Below are 13045 nucleotides of genomic sequence, written 5' to 3'. Positions count from 1 at the left end.
ATTATGCAGAAAGTTCGTGGTATTTTAATTGGAAGAATGCAGCCTGTTCATAATGGTCATATGCAGGTCATTAACAAGATTCTGGAAGAAGTTGACGAAATCATCATTGGAATCGGTAGTGCACAGTTAAGTCATGAGATAAAAGATCCTTTTACTGCAGGTGAAAGGATTGTCATGATGAGTCAGGCTTTAGCCGATGGAGGCGTTGATCCTTCAAGGTACTATATTATTCCGATGCAGGACATTAATTTCAATGCTATTTGGGTGTCTCATGTTAAAATGCTGACACCACCGTTCAGCATTGTCTATTCCGGAAATCCGCTGGTGAAGCAGTTGTTTTCAGAGGAAGGTTTTGAGGTAAGACAACCTCCGTTATATGACCGTTTGCATCTGTCAGGTACTGAAGTTAGAAAACGTATTCTCAATGATGATGATTGGCAGGAATTGGTTCCTAATGCCACTGTTGAATTGTTAAGAGAAATCAATGGTGTGGAGAGAATTAAAAACTTATCTATGAAAGAAATAAGTGACATATAACAATAGTTATATATGTGTTTGTTATAATTATAATATGGAGATGAAACAATGGTTGTAAAAGTCATTGAAGCAAAAGAAGATAAAATAACAACAGCTGATTTAATAGCTGACATCAAAAAAAGTACAAAAATAGATTACTCTGGTGCAATATTTACATTTGAAGGGATTGTACGTGGAAAAGAAGAAAATATGAACCTTCAAAAATTAATATTAAGCACTCCAGACAAACAAAAAACCCAGGAAGAAATCGAAAAAATAGTTGAAAACGCAAAAATCAAATATAATGTTCATGAAATATCAGTGATTCACTATGTCGGTGAGTTCTACACTGGAGATATGTTATTCTTAGTTGCAGTTTTAGGAGCACACCGTTCAGAAACACTCGATGCACTAAAAGAAGTTATTGAAACTGTAAAATACGAAGTTGAATTTAAAAAAGAAGAAATTTCCAATGAGGGTACAAAAACAATCCTTGCAGGAGGATAAACTTTGACCCTTCTTTTTATTTTTAAATTATTATTATTGTTTATAATTGTCTATGCTATCGTTAAACACTTAAAAACAATTCTAAAAATAGCTGTAATCTTATTTTTAATATCAATAGTATTAGGAATATTAGGATTTTAATCCTATTATTCAATTAAACCCCAAAAAATAGTCTTTTTATTTACCAACAATTACTTCAGTTGATTTGATAATTGCAGTAACGTCATCGCCTTCAGCTAAACCTAATTTTTCAGCAGACTCTTTAGTAATGACTGCAGTGATTACATCAGGATTAGTGATTTCGATTTTAATGTTTGCCATTACGGCACCTTTGTCTACACTTACTACTTTTCCTTCTAATTGATTTCTTGCACTTAACTGCATATTCTCACCTATTTACCTATAATTACTTCAGTAGACTTGATGATTGCACATACATCATCGCCTTCAGCTAAACCTAATTTTTCAGCAGACTCTTTAGTAATAACAGCTGTAATAGTGTTAGGTTCTGAAATTTCTATTTTAATGTTAGCCATGACAGCTCCAAGTTCGACATTAGTAATTTTACCATTCAATTGATTTCTTGCACTAAGTTCCATCATTTTCACCTCAATATGTTTTGACATTATTATCTTGTATCGAATTGTATATAAATGTTTCGTTTTTTAGCAATTAAAGGATTTTTAAATCGATTACCGAAAATGTTATATATCGAATAAATGCTATAATTTAATAAGTATTAAAACGAATATAATAACCATGAATATTGAATTAGAATCAATCGGTACAATACATACACAGTTTACAGAAATAGAAGGAATGCCTATTCAACCAACAGGAGCAAAAGGAATTGAAGGAACCATAGAAATAAAAGAAAAATATGCCGAGGGTCTAAAAGACCTAGACGGTTTTTCACATATTCATTTAATATATCTGCTTCACAAGGTAGACGGCTATATGCTTGAGGTAAAGCCGTTCATGGACAACACCACCCACGGAGTATTTGCAACAAGATCACCCAAAAGGCCAAACCGCATCGGAATGAGTGTATGTAAAGTCAACAAAGTGGAAGATAATAAGATCTACATTGAAAATGTTGACATCCTGGACGGAACACCATTACTTGACATCAAACCATATGTACCTCAATTATACGAAGACACAATTGATGAGTTAAAAATAGGATGGTTTGAAAACAATCATAAAAAAGCAAAATCACAAAAATCTGATGACAGATTCAAATAAAAAGAAAAAAAGAAAAGCTATAATTCATTTATAGCTTCAGTAATTAATTGAATAGTATATTCAATATCTTCCATACTGCATACACTTACTGGAGTGTGTATGTAACGGGTAGGAACAGATAAAACACCGGTAGGAATTCCTTCACGAGTCAAGTGAATTGCAGTACCGTCTGTGGTTCCACCATCACTAACTTCTAACTGATATGGAATTTCATTATCGTCACCCGCTTTAATAAGCATGTCTTTAACTGATTGTTGAGTCAAGATACCTCTTCCGCTTGCATCAGCTAAAATTATAGCAGGACCTTTGCCCATTACCACAGGCGCCTCATCCGGTTTAATTCCAGGATGGTCACCAGATAAAGTAACATCCAATGCTATTGCCAAATCAGGGTTTAATTTAAATGCAGAAGTTTTAGCTCCTTTAAGGCCGACTTCTTCCTGTACAGTACCTACACCATAAACGGTTGCTCTGGTATCTACTCTTTTTAATACTTCCATCATTACATAACAACCTACACGATTGTCTAATGCTTTACCCATGATTCTTTTATTTGGATATTCTTCAAAGAGTGCGTTGAAGGTCATTTTGTCTCCGACTCTGACCATTTTTTCTGCTTCTTCTTTGTCTTTTGCTCCAATATCAATAAACATGTCTTTAGCTTTAACAACCTTGTTTCTTTCTTCAGGAGTTGTTACATGAGGTGGTTTTGAACCGATAACACCAACAACAGGTTCTCCAATTGAAGAGTGAATTGTTACAGTTTGGTTCATTAACATTTGATCGTTGATTCCACCGATTGTTGAAAAGTTAATAAATCCGTTATCATCAATATATCTGACCATCAAACCGATTTCATCCATGTGAGCTGCTAACATTACAGTAGGAGCCTTTTTTTGACCTTTTTTAGTTGCAATTAAGTTTCCCATACTGTCTGTTTCGATTTTATCAGCCACATCTTTTAATTCACGTGTAATAATTTTAGCTATTTCCTCTTCTGAACCAGATACACCTGGTGCTAAAGATAGCTCTCTCATTAATTCCATCGTATCACCAAATTATTTTATTATCTTAATGATATTTAAAAATTATTAATTATAAATTAATTCTCTTTTTGGCAACTTCCCTTACATATTCATTTTCATCATTTAGAGAAATTTCTTTAAGGATTTTTTTACTAACTATTTTTTTAACCGCCACTTCACGAACTCTCCATTCAGATGAGTTTTTTGCAACATCAGTCAGCATCTTCTGATTTTTGATTAAGGAAACCGCACGGACAGATATGTTTTCGGAAATTCCCTGTTCATAGATTTTAAACAAGCATTTTTCAACTTTAATCTTATTCAATGCCTTAAGTGAAAATTCTTCATCCTCATTAGCCAGAACGATACGAATCAATGTTTCCAAATCATCAATGTTGTCTAAAGTTGCATGCCTAATTGATGTGATTTTAGCATTCTTTAAAATATCAATGAAGTTGTTCTCATCAGTTATATGAGTTAATGCTTCATTTGCAACATCCTCATGGGTTGAATTAATCGCAAGATATTTAAAATCATCTTCATTTTCTATTGAAGGATTTGTAATTGCATGAGTTCGGACAAACTGATCTTCATCTTCAAGAGCGATTTTGATTAAATCCTTAGGATCAGTTATATTTTTTACTGCAATTTGGCGGACAAAACGATCATCATCGTTGTTAATAACTTCCAATAATACAGCCTCATCGGTGATTTTTTTAACAGCTTCGCTTCTGACAATCTTATCCAAATCATTTAATGCAATTTTTTTAAGTAAATCTTCATCCTCAAGTTTATTTACCAAATCAAGTCTTACATCAGCTTTCTTGGAGTTTAATGCAATATTCTGCAAAATTTCTATATTTCCAATTTTATCGAAAATCATCGCCCTGATTTTTGCATTATCTTCTGTTAGAGCAATATTCGCCAGATTTTCTTCATTTTTAATCTTTTTAACTGCAGCCATTTTTACTTGCTCATCCTTATCTTCAATTGCGACTTTCTGAAGAATATCTTCACTGATAAAAGAATTTTTATTGACACATGCTTTTCTAATTGAATTATCATTCGCTTTAAAGACCAAATCATACAATACGTCGGAATTTTCAATTTTTTCAACTGCACTGTTTCTATATCTTTTATCCTGTGCATCCTGTGCAATCCATGAAAGGGTCTCCTCATCCACTACCTTTTCAAAGATTTCATCTACCTGAGGATTCTTTTTTGTGTTTATTACAACTTCAGCAATTGATTTGTTATTTTCACCAAGCCTTTCCCATGCAAAGCTTCTAACATCAAAAAACTGTGAATTTTCTGCCGCATCACGAAGCAATCTTTCATCTTTGACCTTGTTGATTGCAATCAATCTTATTGCACGGTCCTTGATATTTTTTGATAAATCCAAAGCAACATACTGGTCTGTTATTTGGTCAGCTGCAGCTGCCCTTTCATATCTGTCCTTACTGTTTGTTGCTATATCTTTTAAAAGCAATTGATCCTCATCAATTTCCAAATCATCAGGAATGACTTTTTCTTTTTTTGGTTTTTCTTTTTTATTGTCGCTTTTTTTGAATCTGTCAAATAATCCCATTTTAATTTACATCCCTATACATTTTCTCCAAAAAACTTGCTAGCGAGATAATATCCTGTGCATTATGCTCAATAATCGGCACTACCGGCCCTATATTATCCTCTTGTAAATAAGTATCATAATATCCTGGAATATACTGTCCCGGAACATCTCCAACACGTTTTATTCCAAATAATTCTTTTTCAATTGTTTGCAGTTGACAATTAGGTAACTTTTCACCCCACAGACTCTTTGCAAAATACATCAAATCCAAATGAGCCAAATCCAAGTCTGCATCAATCCTATTATAAACACATCTATTTTTTATAAATGGTACATCAAATGTTTTTCCATTGAATGTAACATGCACAGAATCTTCATCCAAGTGAGACAGATATGCATCAATTATATTTGCCTCTTCGGTATAATCTCTGAGGAAGTACTGTGAAGCAATAATATTTTTTCCTTTTATTTCTGCTATGCCTATCAGTATTATCGGAACATTGGATAATCCTTTTGTTTCAATGTCCATGAATTTGAAGTTTTCTGTGTCAGTTAGACTAATGCTTTTTAAAATATTGTCCCTGCATTTTCTTGAATATTTATTGTTATCCAGCAGATCAATTATTTCACAGTATGACATTTCATCCATTTTTTCAATTAGCTTTGATGCTGAATCCCCATATCGGTCATGATTTCTCAGAGATTCAATTGTTGAATAACCTTTATTTTTAAGATTTTCTTCTGTTTTAAGACCTATCTTAGGCAATAATTTTAAATTAGTATTCATCTGTTGCTTAAAATTATTATTTTCAATCTTAAAGTCTATTTTTTCTTTTTTGGTAATTTTTAATACCTCTCCAAATGAAGTGGAAACTGCTTTGCAGTCCATCACATCATTAAGAGATTTATTCTGATATTTATCGATAAGTTTTTCTTTTAAATCCTCATAATATGATGGAGACAGTTTTCTAGCTTTATTTTTAGCATTTTCAGATGGATTTTGTGAACTTATTGAATTTGATAATGCTTTTCTCAAATATTCTTCAAAATTATAATCCTCATTCATTCAATTAAACTTTATCAATCCAACAATATAAAACTTTTTGATAAAGTATACTTGAATTTTTATAAAATATAATAACATTTATATATAGCTAATACCATATAATAATATTGGCTACCTCGTAGCCAGAGAGATAGATAAAAACAGCCAAATTTTAAAATTCATTTCTCTAAAGCTTGTAAACACAAGTCGTTAGGTAGTTAATATAAATTATTATCTACCTAACAACCCAAAACTATTTTTGAAAATTAACAAAAGTTAGAAAAGTATTTAATATTTTAAACTAAAAATATTAACAATTAATATTTTAGGTTTAAAAATGAAAATAAAACTAGCGATTATATCAGGAATTTTAATATGGATTATATCCACAATTTTAACAGAAATTTTTAACCCAATATTCAATTCAAATCTACCACACGTTAATATTATCGTACCAATAATCACCATTATGGTAACAGGATTCTTTGGAATAATTTATATCAGAAACATTGACAATAACGAAGTTTTAGAAGGAATTCTAGTTGGAATAATCTTCGTCATCATAGACATTATTCTAGATACAATTGTTTTCATTTTACCAAAATCACAAAACTTAATCATAGGCGATTATCCCTTACACGTTATTTCCATAACAGTCATTACAATGCTGATAACTACATTTTTAGGATATTTAGCTCAAATGAAAATTGATTTAAAATAGGAGAAAAGAATATGATCCCAAAATCCCATCCACGATACGAATCATTACTTTTAAGAGACAAAATAGTTAAAGCTTCAAAGGAAGGATATTTAGCAGACTCTGCAATGATAGCTCATGGCAGAGGAGAAGCTTTTGATTACTTAATTGGAGAAAAAACAACATACCCTGCCAAAAGAGCAATGTATGTTGCAGTAGCAGCATTACTTTTATCAAATAATCCCGTAATATCCGTTAATGGAAATGCAACCGCTCTTGCTTGTGATGAAATAATCGAACTTGCAAAAAGCGTTAATGCAAAAATTGAAATCAATCTGTTTTATAGAACTGACGATAGAGTAAAAATAATTACAAAATTATACAAAGATCATGGATATAAGGATATCCTAGGCACATTGGATGATGACATTGAATATCTGGACGATATAAAAAATAATAGAGCTTCAGCAAGCAAAACTGGGATATATTCAGCAGATACAATATTAATACCATTAGAAGATGGCGACAGAGCTGAAATATTAAAGAAAAGCGGTAAAAATATATTAACAATCGATTTGAATCCGCTTTCAAGAACTTCAAAAATGTCTGACGTTTCAATTATGGACAATATTGTTCGCGCAATACCTTTCATGACAAAAATAGCTGAAGATTTAAAAACTCAAGACAAAGCAATTTTAATTGATTTAGTCAATGAATTTGATAATGAAGAAAACCTTAAAGAATCATTGGAACAAATAAGAGTAAAAGAGTGAATATAATGCAAGTAATGGGAATATCCGGTTTACCTGGTTCTGGAAAAAGTTTAGTTTCTGATATGGCCACCACAAAAGGTGCAATCATCGTGAGCATGGGCGACATCATTCGTGAAGAAGCTAAAAAAAGAGGAGAAAGCACTAAAGAAACCGCTCAAAATTTAAGAGCAGAACACGGGCAGTACATTGTATCTGAACTAACAATCAAAAAGATTAAAAAGCTACAAGAGGACGGTAATGAAAATACCATTATTGTAGAAGGCATTAGAAGCCCTCATGAAGTCGACATGTTTAAAGAAAACTTTGAAAACTTCATTATACTTTCAATCTTTGCAAATCCGACCCTACGTTTTGAAAGATTACAAAAAAGAATGAGAGAAGATGATTCTCAAGACTATAATGAATTTAAAAAAAGAGATCAGATGGAATTGGATTTCGGAATCGGTACTGTTATTGCACTTTCAGATAAAATCATAATCAACGAAAGTGATTTGGAAAGCTATACTGAAAAAATTCATGAGTTTTTAGCTGAAGTTAACTTATAATTATTTTTCTTTTAAAATTGCATCTTCGATAATGAAAACACCACTGTCAAGGTGCCATTCTTTTTTATATTTTAAAATTTCGATTCTTTTTTTAAAAATAGGACCATCAATGGCCAATGTTTCAGCTTCACCGCCTTCAAAAGCAATATCAACATAATATTTTTCATGAATCTTAATCAATTCATCAATGGTTTCATCATCAATGATTCTCCCCAGCCATGATTCATCTAATCCCCATGCTGCAACGCCACAAATCATTATTTTAAAACCTAAAGAGACAATTTTTCTCATGTATTCCAATTCATCAACATGCCAATATGGAGAAATAATTTTAAGCCCTGTCTCCTCACCCAGTTTTTCAATCCTTGATTTTTGATAGACTGAATAAAGGGCTCCAGTGTATATTGCCTCAACACCTAAATTTTTTAAATCAACAAAAGCAGATTTTAAATCTTCAAGTTCCTCTTCTTTAATACCGTCAGTTTCAACAGACATTATAGGAATTTCAAGTGCCTGTGAAAGCAAATCGGTAATATGAATGTTGGGAACATGAAACATGTATGATTCATCATTTCTAGATTTGACAGAAAGAAGATATTTCACATCTTCTTTCGCTTCTAATGCAGCGTAAATAGCCATAGTACTGTCCTTGCCGCCTGAAAATAAAACTGCAACATCCATATTATCTTTTACGTTTGGTGTTCATGAATTTCTTAAATCTTCTGTATGCAGGAACAACAGAATCCATATAAATACCAATCAAGGCAACTATAACACCTACACATCCGCAGACCAATGTAAATTCAACATTTGACAACATTGAGGAGTTTGTATTGTTTATACTGTCCTGAATTGGTCCATCAACACTGCTTGCAACAATTCCCTTATTAAGCAATGCCTGTTCAAAATTATCTAACTGAGAAGAATCAACAACTAGAACCGCTTGAATTTGCGCATAAGAAATTGTTTCGCCATAAACTAATTTATACCAGTCTGAAAATGATTTTAAAGCTTCAGATGCAGTAAAATTATCTTCAAGTTCAATATTAATTTTATCAGAAGTTACATTGTAGTTTTTATAATGAGTGTTAATATTGCCAACTATTGAATCAAAATAATCATGCTCTTTTTGATTAAAATTCCACATCGGAATCGAAATGGATGTTTCATCAAATGATTTAAAACCTTCCATGGAAGACAACTCTTCCCTCAAGCTATCAGTATCAACAGAAGAGGACAAATCAAGATATAAACTTTCCTCATTATTTGGCATATTCCTCTCAACAATGCTTGCCATGTTTGGCAATTCCTCATAAATAGGTTCTAAAAAGAAGGCTCCTCCAATAGAACCTATCAAAAAAGCCACCGCAAGAACTAACAGGACTTCACGTTTTGGCATATATTGTTTTAGCATTCCAATTGAAAAGACAAATACCATCATTATAATAAATAAAACAATATAAATAACTGCAGTTATTATATCCATATATTTCACACGCCATAATTAACTATATGATTAAATATTAAATAATAATAGTTAAAAAAACTTTGTATATTATTGGCTCATTTTACATATATCTGCATGTTTTCACTATTTATCGGCCATTCTACAATTATCGAATTAACCCCCTTACCAATATACAAATTTGATTTTTTAAGGCTGGATTTGAAATATATTTTTTCATTCCTTTTCGTTGAATCTTTAAGATTGATGTCTGAAGAAATGTAATTGTCTGCAACAGTTATCTTAAATTCCTTGGATGAATCTATGCTGATCGTTTGTTTTGATCCCTGACCTTGACCGTAAACCTTTTCTATAGCCTGAGCTATTTTTGACAAATCAGATTTAATCTTCAGTGTATCGGAAACATCCAATGTATTTTCAATTGCAAACTGGCTCAAAGGCAAGGTAAACATGATTAGAAGAATTAAAGAAATCGTAAAAATCAGCAGGTACTCCAGTGAAATTTGCCCTTTATTGTCGACCATCATATCACCAAAACCAAATTCTTTGTAAATAGCATCATGATATCACCATAAAAGACTGCAATCAATAATCCTGCAAATATTGCAGGAGTAAAAGGATAGGTAATCTTAATTGAAATGTCTTTTCCGATGAATTCCTGTGCACTTAGTATTTTTATTAAATACATGTCCTTTCTGGTGATTCCTCCAGCACTCATGGACTTAAAATAATATTTGCCTTTCTCGTCTTTACATTCAAATACCTCAAGATTTCCATCATTTTCTTTAATTAACTCATTAATGTATTCATTGTCAAAATAATAATCATTAACAATATTTCCTTCCTTTAAATCTTTGATAGGTATTGTTTTATTTAAAGTATTATGAATTAAATTTCTTAAATTCTCAATATTAAGAAGGGATATCCAGTATGTCGGATGTCCTTTAAATATCTCATTTTTAATGAGCAAATGAATGAAAAACACCATTAAAAACGGAAATGAAACCAATATGCTGTTTACAACTACGCTGAATGCAAATGGATATACTGACAATTGCGGGAAAATATTTAAAAAATCAATATTAAGACCATTTGGTATTACTGTGGCAATAGCAGTGAATAGCATTACATCACCACCACCCCACATTTTTAATTTCCACAACAAATATGTAATGACATATGTGATAAACATTGAAATAAATGAAGCTAAAATGAATTTAATGTTATTTGAAAAAATTGATAAAATCAAATTGGAAACCAATCCAAAAAATAACAGGACATAAGTTAACTTTTCCGGAACATAATTGTTTCGAATATCACAAATTGATGCCAAAACACAAAAAGATACTGTAATAATTATTTGAATCAAAAATATAGTACTGAAATTCATAATACTATTATTAAAATTCAGAATATATTAATTAGATAGAAAATAAGCTCGTTAAATTGATTTCAACTTGAAAAATTGCAGTGAAAATAAAAAAAATTAATTTTTAGAAAACTCATAAATAGCTTCTAAAAATGATTTAAATAATGGATGAGGCCTATTAGGTCTTGATTTAAATTCCGGATGGAACTGACAACCAATAGCCCATGGATGATTTGGCAATTCAACAATTTCTACTAAAAAGTCATCTGGACTGGTACCGGAAATTATTAAGCCCTTATCCTGTAAATCCTGTCTGAAATCATTGTTGAACTCATATCTGTGCCTGTGACGCTCTTCAATATCAACTTCACCATAAGCTTCAAAGGTTTTAGTTCCCTCAATGATTTTACAGTCATATGAACCTAAACGCATAGTTCCGCCCATGTTCTTGATTTTCTTTTGCTCTTCCATCATATCAATAACAGGGAATTCAAGATTATCATCAAATTCAGAACTGTTTGCATCAGGATAACCATTTCTTCTTGCAAATTGGGTTACCATAGACTGCATTCCAAGACAGATTCCAAACAAAGGAACATTGTTTTCGATTGCATAATCAATTGCATCAAGTTTTCCTTCAAAACCACGTTCACCGAATCCTCCAGGAATTAAAATACCATCAAATTCTTTTAAAGCGGATTCATCCAACTGCTCAACATCAGAACTTAAATATCTGATATTTGCCTTTACCCCAATACTTGCTGCAGCATGTAAAAGAGATTCACGAATACTGATGTATGAATCTTCAAGCTCAACATATTTTCCAACAATACCAATGGTAACTTCAGGATCGCTAGTTTTAAGGGATTTTACTATTTCAGCCCATTCATTTAATTTGGATGAATCAGGTTCAATGCCCAAACCGATTCTGTTAACTATCAATTCACCGATATTGTTTTCCTCTAAAACCAGAGGAACTTCATAGATTGTTCCGGCATCAGGAGTATTTACAACAGCATTAACATCCACATCACAGAAATGTGCAACTTTTCCAAGCAATGCATCATCAATGTGTTCCTGTGATCTGCATACAATAACATCAGGATTTATTCCGACACTTCTTAATTCTTTTGTGGAATGTTGGGTTGGTTTGGTTTTGAATTCTCCAGCTGCATTTAGGTAGGGAATAAATGTAACATGGACAAACATAACATTTTCTCGACCTTCCTCATTTCTGAGTTGTCTTAATGCTTCAAGGAAAGGTTGGCTTTCAATATCTCCGACAGTACCACCAAGTTCAACCAATACCACATCATAATCTGCGCTTTCGGAATTTGCCCTAATCATTTCTTTGATACGATTAGTGATGTGAGGAATTACCTGTACACATTCTCCCAAGTATCCTCCTTCTCTTTCCTTAGCGATTACAGATTCATAAACTTTACCGGTAGTGATATTAGCCATTCCATCAAGTTCAACATCCAAAAATCTTTCATAGTGACCAAGGTCTAAATCTGTTTCCATCCCATCATGAGTTACGAATACTTCCCCATGCTGATAAGGATTGAGTGTTCCAGAATCCCAGTTTAAATACGGGTCTATTTTGATAGCTGAAACTTTTAAACCATAAGATCTTAAAATTCTACCCATAGATGCTGATGTTATTCCTTTACCTATAGAACTTACTACCCCACCAGTTATAATAATATACTTTGTCAGAAAAATCCTCTCCTTATTTAATAATAATATAATTTTAGTTTTTACTAATATATAAAAATTATATCGACCTTATAAACTACCTGTTATTTCTCCAGTGGCTCAACTTATTTGAAATATTCCTTGATGTTTCATCAAATTGATATTGTCCTGCATCACCATAGTTTGCAAAATGATGTGATTGAACAAAGTCACTGCAAGAGTCGCCAGGACCATCTGTCGGATATCCTCTTCTGCATACCATACCATGTGAAGCACCATATGGACTTACGCTCCAGTAGGTGCAATTTAGACAAATGTTATCTCCATTATTAACCATTGAATCATAATCCGGTTCTTTAAAATAAGAATCATCATTAGAATCTGCACTGTCTTTACTTACAGACCTTCCGCACTCATAACAGTAGTATTCATTCATCAAATCACCCAATTCACTGCCGCAGGTCGGACATCTAGGACAAATTACCTCATCCTCACTGAACATACCTCCTCCGCATTCATGGCAGAGATAACCACCAATTACTTCAGTCAGATTTGCACCGCACTTTGGACACAGTTTTACCATTTTCCAC

17 protein-coding genes are annotated in these 13045 nt (G+C 32.3%); 6 read left to right on the top strand and 11 right to left on the bottom strand.

The genetic code is table 11. From position 1 onward, the window contains the following. Positions 1-3: 3 nt before the first annotated feature. Both IJ258_RS04880 and IJ258_RS04875 read left to right on the top strand, forming a co-directional pair. Entirely contained in the window at positions 4-537 is a 534-nt protein-coding gene (locus IJ258_RS04880) for a nicotinamide-nucleotide adenylyltransferase (protein ID WP_292803771.1), read from the top strand. Between the two features lie 48 nt (positions 538-585). Further along, positions 586-1023, top strand: a complete 438-nt coding sequence (locus IJ258_RS04875) for a molybdenum cofactor biosynthesis protein MoaE (RefSeq protein ID WP_292803768.1) — start codon at positions 586-588, stop codon at positions 1021-1023. Between the two features lie 177 nt (positions 1024-1200). Here the strand turns inward: IJ258_RS04875 and IJ258_RS04870 are convergent, their stop codons facing one another. Both IJ258_RS04870 and IJ258_RS04865 read right to left on the bottom strand, forming a co-directional pair. Continuing rightward, positions 1201-1407 (bottom strand): molybdopterin-binding protein, encoded by a 207-nt coding sequence (locus IJ258_RS04870; RefSeq protein WP_292803765.1) that lies wholly within the window; start codon positions 1405-1407, stop codon positions 1201-1203. Positions 1408-1415: 8 nt separating this feature from the next. Then, complete coding sequence (locus IJ258_RS04865) at positions 1416-1625, bottom strand: molybdopterin-binding protein (RefSeq protein ID WP_394355652.1); 210 nt, start codon at positions 1623-1625, stop codon at positions 1416-1418. A gap of 157 nt (positions 1626-1782) precedes the next feature. Here IJ258_RS04865 and tsaA point away from each other — a divergent pair, with 157 nt between their 5' ends. Beyond that, entirely contained in the window at positions 1783-2268 is a 486-nt protein-coding gene (gene tsaA, locus IJ258_RS04860; protein WP_292803762.1) for a tRNA (N6-threonylcarbamoyladenosine(37)-N6)-methyltransferase TrmO, read from the top strand. A gap of 17 nt (positions 2269-2285) precedes the next feature. Here tsaA and IJ258_RS04855 read toward each other — a convergent pair whose 3' ends face one another. The 3 genes from IJ258_RS04855 to IJ258_RS04845 are packed head-to-tail and all read right to left on the bottom strand — an operon-like array spanning position 2286 to position 5929. Next, a complete protein-coding gene (locus tag IJ258_RS04855; RefSeq protein WP_292803759.1) occupies positions 2286-3314 on the bottom strand; it encodes a M42 family metallopeptidase in 1029 nt (342 codons plus the stop codon). A gap of 49 nt (positions 3315-3363) precedes the next feature. Further along, positions 3364-4881 (bottom strand): HEAT repeat domain-containing protein, encoded by a 1518-nt coding sequence (locus IJ258_RS04850; RefSeq protein ID WP_292803756.1) that lies wholly within the window; start codon positions 4879-4881, stop codon positions 3364-3366. 1 nt (position 4882) lies between these two features. After that, complete coding sequence (locus IJ258_RS04845; protein WP_292803753.1) at positions 4883-5929, bottom strand: ribonuclease H-like domain-containing protein; 1047 nt, start codon at positions 5927-5929, stop codon at positions 4883-4885. Between the two features lie 316 nt (positions 5930-6245). Here IJ258_RS04845 and IJ258_RS04840 point away from each other — a divergent pair, with 316 nt between their 5' ends. Genes IJ258_RS04840 through IJ258_RS04830 form a run of 3 tightly spaced genes read left to right on the top strand, consistent with a single transcriptional unit; the run spans position 6246 to position 7923 of the window. Then, positions 6246-6629: a hypothetical protein gene (locus IJ258_RS04840; protein ID WP_292803750.1), complete on the top strand. Its 384-nt coding sequence runs from the start codon at positions 6246-6248 to the stop codon at positions 6627-6629. A gap of 11 nt (positions 6630-6640) precedes the next feature. Beyond that, positions 6641-7378, top strand: coding sequence for a phosphopantothenate/pantothenate synthetase (locus IJ258_RS04835; protein WP_292803747.1), 738 nt, complete (start codon positions 6641-6643; stop codon positions 7376-7378). 5 nt (positions 7379-7383) lie between these two features. Beyond that, the gene (locus tag IJ258_RS04830; protein ID WP_292803744.1) at positions 7384-7923 is read left to right on the top strand and encodes a nucleoside monophosphate kinase; all 540 of its coding nucleotides are present in this window, start codon (positions 7384-7386) and stop codon (positions 7921-7923) included. Here the strand turns inward: IJ258_RS04830 and IJ258_RS04825 are convergent, their stop codons facing one another. From IJ258_RS04825 to IJ258_RS04800, 6 genes are all read right to left on the bottom strand, one after another. Beyond that, the gene (locus IJ258_RS04825; protein ID WP_292803740.1) at positions 7924-8604 is read right to left on the bottom strand and encodes a TIGR00289 family protein; all 681 of its coding nucleotides are present in this window, start codon (positions 8602-8604) and stop codon (positions 7924-7926) included. 1 nt (position 8605) lies between these two features. Then, positions 8606-9409, bottom strand: a complete 804-nt coding sequence (locus IJ258_RS04820; RefSeq protein ID WP_292803737.1) for a hypothetical protein — start codon at positions 9407-9409, stop codon at positions 8606-8608. Between the two features lie 77 nt (positions 9410-9486). Then, a complete protein-coding gene (locus IJ258_RS04815) occupies positions 9487-9912 on the bottom strand; it encodes a class III signal peptide-containing protein (protein ID WP_292803734.1) in 426 nt (141 codons plus the stop codon). Continuing rightward, entirely contained in the window at positions 9912-10778 is an 867-nt protein-coding gene (locus IJ258_RS04810; RefSeq protein ID WP_292803730.1) for a prepilin peptidase, read from the bottom strand. The genes IJ258_RS04815 and IJ258_RS04810 overlap by 1 nt, the downstream gene beginning before the upstream one ends. A 96-nt stretch (positions 10779-10874) precedes the next feature. Then, positions 10875-12506 (bottom strand): CTP synthase, encoded by a 1632-nt coding sequence (locus IJ258_RS04805; protein WP_292803870.1) that lies wholly within the window; start codon positions 12504-12506, stop codon positions 10875-10877. A gap of 46 nt (positions 12507-12552) precedes the next feature. Beyond that, positions 12553-13038: a hypothetical protein gene (locus tag IJ258_RS04800; protein ID WP_292803727.1), complete on the bottom strand. Its 486-nt coding sequence runs from the start codon at positions 13036-13038 to the stop codon at positions 12553-12555. Positions 13039-13045: the final 7 nt, after the last annotated feature.

The sequence above is a fragment of the Methanobrevibacter sp. genome (assembly GCF_017468685.1).
In the GTDB taxonomy this organism is placed as follows: Archaea; Methanobacteriota; Methanobacteria; order Methanobacteriales; family Methanobacteriaceae; genus Methanocatella.
The sequence above is the reverse complement of the archived record's forward strand: the minus strand, read 5'-3'. Positions and strand labels throughout refer to the sequence as shown.

Excerpts from the sequence above, each read along its gene's own strand:
- IJ258_RS04830 (WP_292803744.1), top strand. The coding sequence starts at position 7,384 with ATGCAAGTAATGGGAATATCCGGTTTACCTGGTTCTGGAAAAAGTTTA.
- IJ258_RS04850 (WP_292803756.1), bottom strand. The coding sequence starts at position 4,881 with ATGGGATTATTTGACAGATTCAAAAAAAGCGACAATAAAAAAGAAAAA.
- IJ258_RS04880 (WP_292803771.1), top strand. The coding sequence starts at position 4 with ATGCAGAAAGTTCGTGGTATTTTAATTGGAAGAATGCAGCCTGTTCAT.
- IJ258_RS04855 (WP_292803759.1), bottom strand. The coding sequence starts at position 3,314 with ATGGAATTAATGAGAGAGCTATCTTTAGCACCAGGTGTATCTGGTTCA.
- IJ258_RS04875 (WP_292803768.1), top strand. The coding sequence starts at position 586 with ATGGTTGTAAAAGTCATTGAAGCAAAAGAAGATAAAATAACAACAGCT.
- IJ258_RS04820 (WP_292803737.1), bottom strand. The coding sequence starts at position 9,409 with ATGGATATAATAACTGCAGTTATTTATATTGTTTTATTTATTATAATG.
- IJ258_RS04815 (WP_292803734.1), bottom strand. The coding sequence starts at position 9,912 with ATGGTCGACAATAAAGGGCAAATTTCACTGGAGTACCTGCTGATTTTT.
- IJ258_RS04845 (WP_292803753.1), bottom strand. The coding sequence starts at position 5,929 with ATGAATGAGGATTATAATTTTGAAGAATATTTGAGAAAAGCATTATCA.
- IJ258_RS04870 (WP_292803765.1), bottom strand. The coding sequence starts at position 1,407 with ATGCAGTTAAGTGCAAGAAATCAATTAGAAGGAAAAGTAGTAAGTGTA.
- tsaA (WP_292803762.1), top strand. The coding sequence starts at position 1,783 with ATGAATATTGAATTAGAATCAATCGGTACAATACATACACAGTTTACA.
- IJ258_RS04835 (WP_292803747.1), top strand. The coding sequence starts at position 6,641 with ATGATCCCAAAATCCCATCCACGATACGAATCATTACTTTTAAGAGAC.
- IJ258_RS04825 (WP_292803740.1), bottom strand. The coding sequence starts at position 8,604 with ATGGATGTTGCAGTTTTATTTTCAGGCGGCAAGGACAGTACTATGGCT.
- IJ258_RS04800 (WP_292803727.1), bottom strand. The coding sequence starts at position 13,038 with ATGGTAAAACTGTGTCCAAAGTGCGGTGCAAATCTGACTGAAGTAATT.
- IJ258_RS04840 (WP_292803750.1), top strand. The coding sequence starts at position 6,246 with ATGAAAATAAAACTAGCGATTATATCAGGAATTTTAATATGGATTATA.
- IJ258_RS04810 (WP_292803730.1), bottom strand. The coding sequence starts at position 10,778 with ATGAATTTCAGTACTATATTTTTGATTCAAATAATTATTACAGTATCT.
- IJ258_RS04865 (WP_394355652.1), bottom strand. The coding sequence starts at position 1,625 with ATGATGGAACTTAGTGCAAGAAATCAATTGAATGGTAAAATTACTAAT.